Origin of the sequence: Brachybacterium tyrofermentans, assembly GCF_039526165.1 — a bacterium.
GTDB lineage: Bacteria > Actinomycetota > Actinomycetes > Actinomycetales > Dermabacteraceae > Brachybacterium > Brachybacterium tyrofermentans.
In genome coordinates, this window is sequence record NZ_BAAAIR010000016.1 from 172,935 (window position 1) to 186,355 (window position 13,421).

The 13,421-nt window shown below is 71.2% G+C and carries 13 protein-coding genes; 8 read left to right on the plus strand and 5 right to left on the minus strand.

Features of this window, described 5'->3' with window-relative positions; genetic code table 11:
* Positions 1–3: 3 nt before the first annotated feature.
* The 7 genes from ABD093_RS03815 to ABD093_RS03845 all read left to right on the plus strand — a co-directional run bounded on the left by ABD093_RS03815 (position 4) and on the right by ABD093_RS03845 (position 7,059).
* Positions 4–1,008: a sugar phosphate isomerase/epimerase family protein gene (locus ABD093_RS03815; RefSeq protein WP_343922567.1), complete on the plus strand. Its 1,005-nt coding sequence runs from the start codon at positions 4–6 to the stop codon at positions 1,006–1,008.
* Between the two features lie 426 nt (positions 1,009–1,434).
* Positions 1,435–1,824, plus strand: a complete 390-nt coding sequence (locus ABD093_RS03820) for a tautomerase family protein (RefSeq protein WP_343922569.1) — start codon at positions 1,435–1,437, stop codon at positions 1,822–1,824.
* Positions 1,825–2,156: 332 nt separating this feature from the next.
* Positions 2,157–3,209, plus strand: coding sequence for a 5-dehydro-2-deoxygluconokinase (gene iolC, locus ABD093_RS03825; protein ID WP_343922571.1), 1,053 nt, complete (start codon positions 2,157–2,159; stop codon positions 3,207–3,209).
* Positions 3,206–4,138 (plus strand): Cgl0159 family (beta/alpha)8-fold protein, encoded by a 933-nt coding sequence (locus ABD093_RS03830; RefSeq protein ID WP_193119088.1) that lies wholly within the window; start codon positions 3,206–3,208, stop codon positions 4,136–4,138. The genes iolC and ABD093_RS03830 overlap by 4 nt, the downstream gene beginning before the upstream one ends.
* A 43-nt stretch (positions 4,139–4,181) precedes the next feature.
* Entirely contained in the window at positions 4,182–5,123 is a 942-nt protein-coding gene (gene iolB / locus ABD093_RS03835) for a 5-deoxy-glucuronate isomerase (protein ID WP_193119089.1), read from the plus strand.
* Positions 5,120–6,193, plus strand: coding sequence for a Gfo/Idh/MocA family protein (locus ABD093_RS03840; RefSeq protein WP_193119090.1), 1,074 nt, complete (start codon positions 5,120–5,122; stop codon positions 6,191–6,193). Before iolB ends, ABD093_RS03840 begins: the two co-directional genes overlap by 4 nt.
* Positions 6,194–6,363: 170 nt before the next feature.
* Positions 6,364–7,059: a GntR family transcriptional regulator gene (locus ABD093_RS03845; protein WP_193119115.1), complete on the plus strand. Its 696-nt coding sequence runs from the start codon at positions 6,364–6,366 to the stop codon at positions 7,057–7,059.
* Between the two features lie 156 nt (positions 7,060–7,215).
* Here the strand turns inward: ABD093_RS03845 and ABD093_RS03850 are convergent, their stop codons facing one another.
* The 4 genes from ABD093_RS03850 to ABD093_RS03865 form a co-directional block, all read right to left on the minus strand.
* Positions 7,216–8,433 carry a toxic anion resistance protein gene (locus ABD093_RS03850; RefSeq protein ID WP_343922572.1) on the minus strand — a complete coding sequence of 406 codons (1,218 nt, stop codon included), beginning with the start codon at positions 8,431–8,433 and terminating at the stop codon, positions 7,216–7,218.
* Positions 8,434–8,549: 116 nt separating this feature from the next.
* Complete coding sequence (locus tag ABD093_RS03855) at positions 8,550–9,449, minus strand: hypothetical protein (RefSeq protein WP_343922573.1); 900 nt, start codon at positions 9,447–9,449, stop codon at positions 8,550–8,552.
* Between the two features lie 206 nt (positions 9,450–9,655).
* Complete coding sequence (locus tag ABD093_RS03860; RefSeq protein WP_343922574.1) at positions 9,656–10,165, minus strand: SRPBCC family protein; 510 nt, start codon at positions 10,163–10,165, stop codon at positions 9,656–9,658.
* Entirely contained in the window at positions 10,162–10,857 is a 696-nt protein-coding gene (locus ABD093_RS03865) for a DUF899 domain-containing protein (protein ID WP_193119094.1), read from the minus strand. Before ABD093_RS03865 ends, ABD093_RS03860 begins: the two co-directional genes overlap by 4 nt.
* Positions 10,858–10,949: 92 nt before the next feature.
* Between ABD093_RS03865 and ABD093_RS03870 the strand changes: the two genes are divergently transcribed.
* Entirely contained in the window at positions 10,950–11,564 is a 615-nt protein-coding gene (locus ABD093_RS03870) for a TetR/AcrR family transcriptional regulator (protein WP_193119095.1), read from the plus strand.
* Between the two features lie 103 nt (positions 11,565–11,667).
* Here ABD093_RS03870 and ABD093_RS03875 read toward each other — a convergent pair whose 3' ends face one another.
* Positions 11,668–13,317, minus strand: a complete 1,650-nt coding sequence (locus ABD093_RS03875; protein WP_343922575.1) for a M81 family metallopeptidase — start codon at positions 13,315–13,317, stop codon at positions 11,668–11,670.
* Positions 13,318–13,421 lie beyond the last annotated feature (104 nt).

Sequence of the window (13,421 nt, forward strand, 5' to 3'; positions counted from 1 at the left end):
CCCATGACGTTCACCTATGGCGCCTACACCGCCTGCCTGCAGGACCGCACCCTTCCCGAGGCCCTCGACGTGCTCCGCGGGATGGGCCTGACCGGAGCCGAGGTCAACACCGGCGGCTTCATCCCCTCGCCCCACGCCCCGGTCGACGCCCTGCTGGCGAGCGAGCGCGTCCGACGCGACTACCTGCAGGTCTTCGCCGACGCCGGCATGCAGCTCACGGGCCTGACAGCGTCCGGAAATCCGCTCTCGCCCCTGCCCACCGAGGGCCTCGGTCATGCCCACGACCTGCGTCGCACGATCGAGCTCGCCGGCCTGCTCGGCGTGCGCGACGTGGTCGCGATGTCCGGAACCCCCGGCACCGACCCGGGTGCCCGCTACCCGGCGTGGATCGTGAACCCCTGGAACGGCATCGACCTGGAGATCCTCGAGTATCAGTGGTCCGTCGCCGTGCCGTTCTGGAAGGAGATCGATGCGCTCGCTCGGGAGCGGGACGTGAAGGTCGCGCTCGAGATACATCCGCGGAACCTGGTGTTCTCCCCGCCCAGCTTCGAGCGCTTCGTCGAGCTGGTCGAGCCGACTCACCTCGGCGTGAACCTCGACCCGAGCCACCTGTTCTGGCAGCAGATGGAGCCCATCGACTGCATCGAGCGGCTGGGCTCGCACATCACGCACGTGCACGCCAAGGACACCGCCGTGCTGCCCGGCGCGGCGACCCGCGGCGTGCTCGACACCGACTTCGGCCCGGTTCCGGAGGACCCGGCGCAGCGCACGCCGACGGGGATGGGCCACTACTGCTCGACCTGGCCGGACGATCCGGCCTGGAGGTTCGTCGCGATCGGCGAGGGCCATGACGTGGACTACTGGACCCGGTTCCTGGCGGCGCTGGCCGCGGTGGACCCGCAGCTCCACGTCAACATCGAGCACGAGGACGCCGCCTTCGACCGCGTCGAGGGCATCGCCCGCGGCGCCGAGGTGCTCCTGGCCGCCGCCGAGCGCGCCGGCGCCTGAGCGGACGGGTGCCCGCGCGTCCTGGCATCGGCGCACGGAGCTCGCACGCGGAGCTGCGTCACCGGTACCCGCACGTGGAGCTGCGTCACCGGTACCCGCGCGTCGAGCTGTGTCACCGGTACCCGCACGTGGAGCTGCGTCGTCGCCCGCCCCAGTTGCGGAGTTCGCGCTCCGTGGCGGGGTCCACACTGCCTGGTGCGTCGGTATCCACTGGTCTATTCGACGCATCAGACCGTGTGGGCTGCTGGCGCCACCGTGCAGATGCTCTCGGCGCACGGGCCGCTGGCGCCGCCGTGCTCGGCACGTGGGTCGCCGGCGCCGTCGCGTCCAGCGCATACAGCACAGGCACCGCCGCGCCAGCATGCAAGCCGCCGGAGTCCTGCTCGGCACCTCCAGAACCCCTCCGCCCCTGACAAGGAACAGAACATGCCTCTCGTACGCATCACCCAGCAGGACGTCCGCACTCCCGAGCAGTCGCGCCGGATGGCGGACATCGTCCAGGAGGTCATGCTCGAGCTGTTCGCCGCGCCGGCCCGGGACCGCTACCAGATCGTGGAGACCCTGCCCGTCGGCTCGATCATCGCCGAGGACACCGGCCTGGGCATCGAGCGCAGCGACGGGGTGGTCATCATCCATGTCACCCAGCAGGGGCGCAGCACCGAGCAGAAGCAGGCGGTCTACGCCGCGCTCGCCGAGCGGCTCTCGACGGAAGGGCTCGTGCGCCCGGAGGACCTCCTCGTCTCGGTGGTGCACAACAACCGCGAGGACTGGTCCTTCGGGCACGGCAGGGCGCAGTTCCTCACCGGCGAGCTCTGAGGGCACGGGCCGACGGGGCGGGCTTCGGCCGCCGGAGCGGGCGGCCTGGAGAGGTGTCCTGGCGTGGGCGTCCGGGCAGGGGCGGCCGGGCGAGTTCTGCGCTCCAGAGGACCGATCCCGTCGGCCGCATCGGTCGCGGCGTCGCAGAAATCGTCGGCGCCGGGATGCGCAAGGGCGCGGGGAGGCACGCCCCGACAATCCACCCGAACATGTCCGGCCTCATGTCTGGACATGAGCCTGCAGGCATGGCACGATAGATCCATCGAGCGGTACGGCCGGGCAGATCGCCCCTGGTCACCGCCCAGATTTCAACGCAGAGAGGCTCTGAGATCATGGCAGCACCCGACCTTGACATCATCACCTTCGGTCGCAGCGGTGTCGACATCTACCCGCTGGAGATCGCCACGGGACTCGAGGACATCTACAGCTTCGGCAAGTTCCTCGGCGGCAGCCCCACGAACGTGGCCGTCGCGGCGGCCCGGCTCGGGCACACCCCGGCCGTGATCACCGGCGTGGGAAACGATCCCTTCGGCCGCTACGTGGTCAAGGAGATGGAGCGCCTGGGCGTCTCGGGGCGCTTCGTCGTGAAGAACGGCGAGCTGAACACTCCGATCACCCTGTGCGAGATCTTCCCGCCGGACGACTTCCCGCTGTACTTCTACCGCAAGCCCAGCGCCCCGGACCTGCAGGTCGCACCTGAGCACCTCGACCTCGACGCCATCCGTGAGGTCCCGCTGTTCTGGTTCTCCGGCACCGGTCTCTCCGAGGAGCCCAGCCGCTCCGCGCACTTCGCGGCCCTCGAGGCCCGCGGCCGCACCCGGCACACCGTCTTCGACCTCGACTACCGGCCGATGTTCTGGTCCTCCCCGGACGAGGCCCGCGAGCTGTACCGCGAGGCGCTGAAGCACACCACGGTCGCCGTCGGCAACAAGGAGGAGTGCGAGGTCGCCGTGGGCGAGACCGAGCCCGAGCGCGCGGCCGACGCCCTGCTCGAGGCCGGCGTCGAGATCGCGATCGTCAAGCAGGGCCCCAAGGGCGTGCTCGGCAAGACCCGCGACGACCGTGTGGAGGTCGCCCCGAACCTCATCGAGGTCATCAACGGCCTCGGCGCGGGGGACAGCTTCGGCGGCTCCCTGGCGCACGGCCTGCTGGCCGGCCAGGACCTCGAGACCATCCTGACCCGCTGCAATGCGGCCGGCGCGATCGTCACCAGCCGCCTGGAGTGCTCCACCGCGATGCCCACCGGCGAGGAGATCGACCTGCTGCTCGCCGGCGGCGACCCCAACCACGGGCAGACCGTCGAGCAGATGCTCGGCGCGCTGCGCAACCGCGGCATCGCCGCCCCGGCCACGGAGACGGCCCCCGCCACGGAGAAGACCGCATGAGCAGCGCGAGCGGCACCCCGACCAGCACCCCCGGACCGGCCGGCTCCGGGTTCGTGAGCACTTACGACGAGGTCACGAAAGTCCGCCTCGAGGACCCCTCGCGGATCGCACGCCTCGCGGCCACCCGCCGCCGGCGCACCGTCGCGGACACCGACGGCACCATGATGGTGATCGCCGCGGATCATCCTGCCCGTGGCGCTCTCGGCGTGGGCAGCCGCCCGCAGGCCATGGCCAGCCGGCGCGAGCTGCTGGACCGCATGCGCGAGGCGCTCGCCGTGCCCGGCGTGGACGGTGTGCTCGGCACCGCGGACATCCTCGAGGACCTGCTGCTGCTCGGCGCGCTCGAGGACAAGATCGTCTTCGCCTCGATGAACCGCGGCGGCTTGCAGGGCAGCTCCTGGGAGATCGAGGATCGCTTCACCGCCTACGACGCGGCCTCGATCAAGCAGTCCGGCTTCGACGGCGGCAAGATGCTCACCCGCATCGATCTGGACGACGACCGCACCTCGTTCATCCTCGAGGCCAGCGCGAACGCCGTCACCGACCTGGCGCGGCACGAGCTGATCGCCATGGTCGAGCCGTTCATGTCCAGCCGCCCCGGCGGGGGGAAGATCGTCAACGACCTCAGCCCCGAGGCCGTCATCAAATCCATCCACATCGCTCAGGGTCTCGGCGCCACGAGCGCCTACACCTGGCTGAAGCTGCCGGCGGTGGATGACATGGAGCGGGTCATGGACGCGACCACGCTGCCCACGCTGATCCTCGGCGGAGACCCCGCGAACGATGATCCCGACACCCTGCGCGCCACGTGGAAGCAGGCTCTTGCCCGGCCCAACGTGCGCGGCCTGGTCGTGGGTCGCACCCTGCTGTATCCGGCCGACGACGACGTCACCGCCGCGGTGGCCGCCTCCGTCGACATGCTCCGCTGAGCAGCTTCACGAGCTGACCGGCCCTCTCGAAGGGAGACCATCGATGTCCTCCACCACCAGCACCCCCAGCACGCCCGGCCCCTCCAGCACGCCCGGCACCTCCGATCTGCACCTGCCCGCCGGCTCCACCGGCCGCGGCAACTACGAGACGATCATCGATCCCGGCGCCCGCGACGGCTGGGTCCACACCGGGCTGCGCGTGCTCGCGCTCGGCCCAGGGGAGAGCGAGATCTTCACCGCGAACAGCGTCGAGGCGATGATCGTGCCCCTGAACGGCGGCTGCGAGGTCTCCGTCGGCGGCGAGCAGCACATGCTGCGCGGCCGCACCGACGTCTTCGCCTCCGCGACCGACGTGCTCTACGTGCCCGTCGGCTCCCAGCCCACGATCTCCTCGGCCGACGGCGGTCGCTTCGCGGTCGCCACCGCAGTGGCCACCGGCGTCCACCCGGTCGCGCTGATCCGGGCCGAGGACATCTCCGTGGAGATCCGCGGCGGGGGGAACATGACGCGGAAGGTGCGCAACTTCGGCACCGTCGGCGCCTTCGACGCGATGGACAGCCTCATCGCCTGCGAGGTCATCACCCCTGGTGGGAACTGGTCCAGCTATCCCGCGCACAAGCACGACGAGACCGTGGACGATGGCGAGCACCTCGAATCCGAGCTCGAGGAGATCTACTACTACGAGATCCAGGACGCCCCCGACGGCGGTCCCGGCTTCGGCTTCCACCAGACCACCTCGAGCGGCGAGTCGACGCCGATCGACGTGCTGTCCGAGGTGCGCACCGGCGACACCGTGCTGGTCCCGCACGGATGGCACGGTCCCTGCGCGGCCGCCCCCGGGCACGACATGTACTACCTCAACGTCATGGCCGGGCCGGATCCGGTGCGCGCCTGGAACATCACCGATCATCCCGAGCAGACCTGGGTGCGCGGCACCTGGGCCGACGCCGGCATCGACCCCCGCCTCGAAGGAGAGACCCGATGAGCGAGAACCCGACGACAGCAGCCGCGCAGGCCGCGACCCCGCAGACCAGCCTTCCCCAGGACGTGCGCGTCGGCATCATCGGCGTGGGCCGCATGGGCGCCGACCATGTCGAGCGCATCCGCGGCCGCATCAAGGGCGCCCGTGTGAGCGTGATCAGCGACTATCTGCGCGAGACCGCCGAGAAGGTCTCCGCGGAGACCCCGGGATCCCGCGTGGTCGACACTCCCGAGGAGGTCATCGCCGCGGAGGACGTCGACGCGATCCTCATCGCGAGCCCCGGTGCCTTCCACCGCGACCAGACCCTCGCCGCGATCGCCGCCGGCAAGCCCGTGCTGTGCGAGAAGCCGCTGGCCATGAACCCGCAGGACGCCTACGACGTGGTGCGCGCCGAGGCCGCATCGGGCGCGTCGTACGTCTCGCTGGGCTTCATGCGTCGCTTCGACGCCGAGTACGCCGAGCTCAAGGACGCTCTGGACGCCGGCGAGCTGGGCACACCCCTGCTGCTGAACTGCAAGCACCGCAACGCCACCGTGCTGCCCGGCTTCAACGACACGATGATGGTCTACGACTCGGCCGTCCACGAGATCGACGCGATCTCGTACTTCCTCGAGGAGCCCGTGGTCTCGGTGCAGACCGTCGTGCCTCGCACCACCGAGCTCGCGCCCGAGGGCCTGCACGATCCGCTGCTGTTCCTGTTCCGCACCGAATCCGGCGTGATCGTCACCGACGAGCTGTGGGTGAGCACCAACGCCGGGTATGAGGTGCGCACCGAGCTCGTCGGCTCCAAGGGTGCCTCGACCATCGGCCAGGCCAGCGGCCGGGTCACCACGCAGCTCGAGGGCGGCCGCTGGGGCGGCGATGTCCCGCTGGACTTCCGGCCGCGCTTCGTCGCCGCCTATGACGCCGAGGTGCAGGCCTGGATCAACGCCGTGGCCGACGGCAGCAACGTCGCGCCCCGCTCCGCCACCGCCTGGGACGGCTACGTGGGCGCCGCGATCTGCGAGGCCACCGAACGCTCGCTCACGGCCGACGGGGAGGTGCCGGTCGCGCTCGAGGCACGGCCGAGCTGAGTCACGAAGGCGGCAGCTGAGCTGACCGCCAGGGCGGCGACTGACTGATCATCTGCTGTCCGCGCCGTATCCTGGCGCGGACGCAGGCGTCAACCGAGGAGAGTGCAGTGGAAGGATCCGAGCCGAATCGGGCTAAGACGGTCGATCTGGTCGTGGACCGCGAGCTCTCGATGCCGCTGTACCTGCAGCTCGCCACCCAGATCGAGAGGGCCATCCAGGCCGGCGAGCTCCCTCCGGGCAGCCGGCTGGAGAACGAGCTCGATCTCGCCGGCCGCCTCGGGCTGTCGCGGCCGACGGTGCGCCAGGGCATCCAGGAGCTCGTGGACAAGGGCATGCTGGTGCGCAAGCGCGGCGTGGGCACCCAGGTGGTGCAGGCGCCCGTGAACCGCCAGGTCGCGCTGACCTCCCTGTACGACGACCTGCGCAGCGCCGGCAAGGCCCCGCGCACCGAGGTCGTCGAGTACCGCATCGGTCGGCCGTCGCCGGAGGCCGTGGACCGCCTGCAGCTGCGCGCCGGCGAGCAGGTGCTCGAGCTGCTGCGGGTGCGCTACGCCGACGACGAGCCGCTCGCCGTCATGCGCAACACCCTGCCCGAGCGCATCGCCCCCAGCCGCGAGAGCCTCGCGAGCAACGGCCTGTACGCCTCCCTGCGGGAGGAGGGCGTGGTCTCCGTGCTCGCCCACGAGCGCATCGGCGCCACCGTGGCCGACGAGGAGCACGCCGAGCTGCTCGACGAGGAGATCGGCGCCGCCCTGCTCACCATGGAGCGCAAATCCTTCGCGAACGACGGCCGTGTCGTCGAGTTCGGGTACCACGTGTACCGCGCCTCGCGGTACTCCTTCGAGGTCACCCTCGTCGACTCCTGACCCTCGCCCCCTCCCGGCACCCGGGCTCCGCACCCCGGATCCGCTGCCGTTCCACGCGTCACGGGTCCACCGCAGAGTGGCTACTACGGAGTTATGTGCGGCTGGCTTCCGCTAATGGAAGCCAGCCGCACATAACTGCCTGGTAGGCGCGCGGGGTCAGCGGTCCTCGATCTCCAGGAGGTCGGCCGCGCTCTCGAGGTCGGTGTGCTCGGCGGGGTCCTGGTTCATGCGCTCGAGGTAGGGCTGGGCCCGGCCCACCTGCTGCTCGAGCGCGGTCACCGTGGTCAGGAAGTTCTGGTTGGCCTGGGTGCGGAAGGCGTCGATCCCGTCCATCGTGGTGAACAGGTTGTCGAACGCCTTCTTCAGGGTCTCGGGGGAGACGCCCGAGGTCGCGGCCTGCTCCTGGATCTTCTGGGTGTTGTCGGCGAGCATCTGCGAGGTGCGGTCGATGAGCGAGTCGGTGGTGCGGTTGACCGCGTCGATCTGATCCAGCACCAGCTTCTGGTTCTCGAGCGCCTGGGCGGTGATCACCGCGGTGCGCAGGGCCGTGACGGTGGTGGTGCGGGCGCGCTCCACGCCCTGGGAGAGCTGGGTGTTGTTGTCCTCGATGAGGCCCATCGCGAGGTAGGCCTGCACGGTGACGGCGATCTGGGTGGCCATGTCCTGGCGGCGCTGGCGCACGGCGAACAGCACGTCCCGCTCGAGGGCGTCGGCCTCCGCGGTCTTCCCCTCGGCGCGGATCTGCGCGGCGCGGCGCACGGTGCGGTCATCGAGCAGGCTCAGCAGGGTCGACGCCTTCTGGAGGGCCTCGAGGTCCTCCCAGAGGGAGCGGCGCTCCACGGAGAGCTCGGCGTTGTCGCGCTGCAGCATCTCCTGCCCGCGGCTCAGGGCGGCGAGCACCTCGTCGAGCTGCTTCTGGTTGGACTCGAAGCTGCGGAAGTACCGCTTGGCGGAGTTCTTGCCGGGCAGGAACGACAGCGCCTTCGACGCGAAGTTCTCGTCCTTCGGGGCGAGGTCCTCCATCGTGGTGCGCAGCGAGGCCAGGGACTTCGAGACGTTCTCCTGGGAGCCGCCGCTGTCCTTGGCATCGCGCAGGGACTGCTCCATGAACCGCGAGGAGGTCCCGCTGGTGCGCTCGAAGGTGCGCCGGGCGACCGAGCTCAGGGCGTCGACCTGTGCGGTGAACTCCTGGGAGTGGGGGTTGAGCGAGGAGATCTGGTCGACCCACTGGTCGGCGCGGTTCTCGAGGTCCTGCTTCTGCTCGGCGGGGAGATCGGCCAGCATCGAGACGGCCTTGTCCTCGCTGAGCTCCTCGACGGGCTCGGCAGGGGTGATCTCCGGGCTGGGTGCGGGCGGTTGCAGCTTGTCGTCCATCGGGGCCTCCTCGGGCGGGTGGTGCGGGTCGGGTGGTCGGTGGGGTCTGGTCTGATGGTGGGTGGTCCGGCCCGGTCGGTCCTCGTCGGCTCGGGGGCCGGCGCGGCCTCAGCGGGTCAGACGTCGATGATCGGGTTCACGTGCTGGTCGGCGAAGCGGGTGCGGAGGAACTCGGCATGCACGTCGAGGGATCGGGACACCCCGGCGACGATGCCGCTCTCGATCTGTTCGAGCCCCTCGCCGAGCACGGTGAGCTGCTGATCGATGTCCCCGAGGTTGTCCAGCGCCTCTTTCCGCGCCTCTCCCCGGAAGGTGGCGAGGAAGCCGCCCAAGTCCTCCGCGGAGTCGACCAGCTCGGGCAGGTAGCGGGTGGCCATGCCGTCGAGCATCGTCACCTCGCCCTCGTAGGGGCGCTGCGTGCGGATCGTCTCGGAACCGGCGACGGCGTCGATGCGGCGAAGGAGGCCCTCGACGTGCTCGAGCACGAGGCCGACCTGAGGATCGGTCGCCCCGCGGCGCAGTTCTGTGGTGCGTCGGCGCAGAGCGGAGGTGGCGCCGGAGATCTCCTCGAGCATCCGTGCCGTGGTCTCGGAGACGCCGCCCTCGATCGTGGGTGGCCGAGGGTCGGCCGGCCGGAGCGCGCGCACAGCTGCTCCGCTGCCACCGGCCGCGATCACCCCGGCGCCGACGGCGATCCCGAGCGCGGCCAGGGGGCCCACGATCGCCGTGCCGAGCCCGAGCACGAGGCAGGCCACGCCGACCAGGCCGCCGGTCAGCATGGGGAGGCCGACGGAGAGGAACGGCCGACGGGGGCGTCCCACGGCGCTCGAGGCGGGCCCGTGCACGGTGCCCTCGAGCGGCTTCTCCACGGGACCCCAGAGGTTGCGGCGCTCCGCGGTCGCCTTCCACGGCAGGTCCACGTCGCCGGGCGCGACATCCCGGGGCGCGACGGGATCTGGGGACCTGGAGTCCCCCGTGGTCGGCCGCTGGGCCGACGGATCGTTCCCGTCGTTCACAAGTACCCGCTGTCTCTCCGGAAGGCGGAGACGAGAGCCGGCGGCGTCGACCCCGGGGGGCCTGCGCCGTGCGAGCGTCTCGTTCCTGGGCGTGCTCGAAGGCTATCGCGGGCGGCTGGACGGCTCCAGGGGATACGGATGGGCGGCGAGCGGCAGGGCATCCGGAGGGGTGGGCGGTGCCGTGGGGAGCGGGGCGCCCGGGACGATCACGCCGGAGCGTCCTCCACGGCGGCGGCGAGCGCGTCGAGAGACCTCGCGAGGAACTCGGGGCCGACGGACGGCAGCCCGCCGATCTCCGCGGCGACCTCCGGTGGGGTCGCGCTCCAGTCGTAGGTGAGGGTCACGCGCGTGCCCTCCGGGGTCGGGTCGAGGTCGTAGCGCCAGGTCCATCCGCCGCCCGCCAGCGTGCCGTCGGGGGCGTACTGCGAGGGCTCCCAGGCGATGGTGCGGCCCGGCTCGAAGGCGATCACGAGATTGTGCATCTCGTAGCGTCCGCCGGCGTTGAGGTGGAACATCTCGATGCCGAACACCTGGCCGATCTCCGTGATCCTTGCGGGCGCTGCCTCGAGCGACCCCCGCACCCAGTCCGTCGGCTCCGTGAGGTGGTGACGCGCCGGGTCGGCCAGCAGGTCGAAGACGACCTCGGGGGCGGCGCGGACGATGCGATGGACGACGAGGCGGTCCGCCTCGGCGGGCGCGTGCTGATCGGTGGTCATGATGAGGTCCTCCCGTACAGGGCGGCGACGTCGGGGGAATCGAGCCAGCGCGAATAGGTGGCGGACTGCGGCCATCCCGCCGGGACGTCCTGCCACTCCTCCTGGCGACCCCAGGGGAGCACGTCCATCAGGGCGAAGGAGTAGGAGAGCTGCTCGATGCCGCGGCCCGTGGTGTGCCAGGTCCGGTAGACGGTGTCGCCGTCACGGAGGAACACGTTCAGGCCGAAGCCGCCACCGGGCGGGGAGTCGACATCGGCGCCGAAGGAGCTGCCCGCCGTCGAGTACCACTCCATCTCGTTGCCCACCTTCTCGCGGTAGGCGAGGGCTTCCTGGATCGGTCCCTGAGTGACCACGACGAAGCGGGCGTCGTAGGGGCGCAGGAAGTCGAGCCGGGTGAGCTGATGCGTGTAGCTCGTGCAACCGCCGCACTGCCATTCGGCCCCCGGTGACCACATGTGGTGGTAGGTGATCAGCTGGGAGCGGCCGTCGAACAGGTCGACGAGACGGACCGGGCCATCCTTCGACTCCAGGGTGTAGTCAGGGAGCTCCACCATGGGAAGGCGGCGGCGCTGGGCGGCGATGGCATCGAGCTCCCGGGTCGCGGCCTTCTCGCGCAGGCGCAGGTCATCGAGCTCTCGGCGCCAGGTCTCGGCATCGACGACGGGAGGAAGGGCAGTCGGGTTCGTGGTCATGGTGCTCCCCTGCGGTGGGCGGGATATGGTGCATGTGAACACCATCCACATTGGTGTGAACACCGTAAACTTTGAGCGGAAGGGCGTCAAGAGTGTCGGAGGGGAATCGTCCGTACCACCACGGCGACCTGCGGGCCGCACTGGTGGCCGAGGGGCTCGAGCTCACGCGCAGCGACGGCCCCGGCGCCCTGTCGCTGCGGGAGGTGACCCGCCGCGCCGGTGTCTCCCCGGCGGCGGCGTATCGCCATTTCCGTGATCGTTCCGCGCTCCTCGGCGCTCTCGGTCTGGAGATCCAGAGCCGCGTGGTGGAGCGGATGCGCGCGCGGACGGCGGAACCCGGAGTGGCCGATCCAGCGGAGGAATCCCTGCGCCGGCTTCGCGGCGTGGGTCTCGGTTACATCGACTTCGCTTGCGAGGAGCCGGGCTGGTTCGAGATGGCCTTCTTCGGGATCGCCGACGTCGAGGGCATCGGGCCGGACCTCGCGCGCGTGCCACCGTTCGCCGAGCTGCTCGCAGCACTGGACGAGTGCGTGGCGTCCGGGGCGCTGCCCGCCCTTCGGCGCCCCGGAGCAGAGTTCTCCTGCTGGTCAGCGGTGCACGGATGTGCGGAGCTGATCGTGCACGGCCCCTTGAGGGGGGCGGCCCCGGGGCTGGTGCGAGAGGTTGCCGAGCGCGTGGTCGACGACATCATCGTCGGCATCCGCTGACCGCCGATTCCCTCGCGCGAGAACGCCCCGGAGGTGACCGTTGGGCCCGCGCTCCGGGCCGGGTCTCCGCGGCGAATCCCCGGAGCGCGCCTCGAATCGGGTGTCAACGGCGGGCGCGGCCGCCTCCTGCGAGCACGTCGGCGGCGCTCGGCGCGGGGATCTCGGCGTCGAAGGGGATCATCGGCCGCTGGATGCGCGAGTGGCCCAGGCGCACCAGGTCCTGGTCCACGCCGCCCGGGGTGAGGGCGAGCAGCCAGTCGGCGGCGGCGTCGTACTGGTCCGGCTCGAGGTAGCCCATCTTCACGGTGACCACGTCGAAGCCCGTCATCGACAGGCCGAGGCGCTCGAACATCTCGTGGCGCGCCCACTGCGAACGACGCCCCGTGACCACGACCGTCAGGCCGGTGGGAGACTCCCCGTCGAGCACGCGCAGTGCGGCGGCGCGGCCCGTCGGCCCGGATTCATCGAGCGCTGCCACCTCCACCCGCAGCGGCACCGGGCCGGGATCGCGGGCGTCGATCCGCGCGCCGACCTGCACCTCGAGGCGGCCGCCGACGCCCGCCTGCCAGGCGGCGTCGGTCGTGTCCGGATCCACCAGCGCGACCATGAGCGCGCTCACCGCACCGGAACGGATCTCCTCGCGTGCGGCGAGGCGGGCCAGGCAGTAGGTGGTGTCGTCGGCGCCGCCGGCCCCGGGGTTGTCCCCGGAATCGGAGATCCAGAACGGCCGAGCCTCTGAGGCGATCGCCTGGTCCAGGCACTCCTCGAAGGTGCCGGTGGGGGCCACGAACTCGAAGTCGTGGCGGGCCTGCCACACGGTCCCGGCGAGCTCGAGCGCCGCCTCCTGCACGGCGGCCTCGTCGTCCCCGAAGGCGACGATCGCGGCCTGGCAGCGGGGCTGGTCGGCCCAGGCGAACCCGATCCAGTAGGAGATGTCGGTGATACCCCCGCGCTGGGTGATCGCGGGGATGCCGCCGTAGATCGTCCGGGCCGGTTCGATCCGGGTGGAGGTCTTCTCGCCGGGCAGCAGGATCGGCACATGCACGAGCGCCTTGTGGGGGAGCGCCCCGCCGTCGCGCACCCGGGCGGCGGCCTCCACGAGGTCGCGTAGGCCCCGCTCGCGGGTCTCCCAGGCGTCGATGTGGGGAGCGTGCCGGTAGCAGGTCAGCAGGTCACAGCCCTCGAAGAGGGTGTGCGAGACGTTCCCGTGCAGGTCCATCGCGGTGCCGACCACGACGTCCGGGCCGATCGCGCCGCGGATCGCGGTGAGGAGGTCGCCCTCGGCGTCCTCGAGGCCCTCCACGCTCATCGCCCCGTGGATGTCGAAGAAGAAGCCGTCGAGCGGAGCCTCGGCGTGGGCGGCGGCGAGACCCTCGACGATCTCCTGCTTCCAGCCCTCGTACACGTCGCGGGCGAGCTGGCCGCCCGGCAGGGCGCGGGCGTGCAGCACGCCCGCGTACTCGGCGGCCTCGCGCAGCGCCCGCCCGGAGGCCGAGGGGCCACCGCCGATGCCGCTGGGTGCGGCGGGTCCCGGCGACGAGCCACGGTCCTCGGCGCCGCTGAAGAACGGGTACCGGTCCAGGATCGCCGCGGTGCCTCGGCGCACCTCGAAGTCGTCGGCGCCGGAGCGGTACGGGGTGAAGGTCGAGGACTCGATCGCGATCCCGGCGATGCCGATGCGCGGCCGGGGCGGGGTCCCGTCCGACGGGTGGGCGGCCTCGGCGGGGTGCGTGGACTGCGACGTCGCAGACATGGGATGCTCCAGGGGCTTGAGCGGTTGATGCGGGGTGCGGACATCCTTCCACCCCGACCGCCCACCCCGCCATGAGCGCGCCGAGGCGCTCGAAGGAGCAGTGC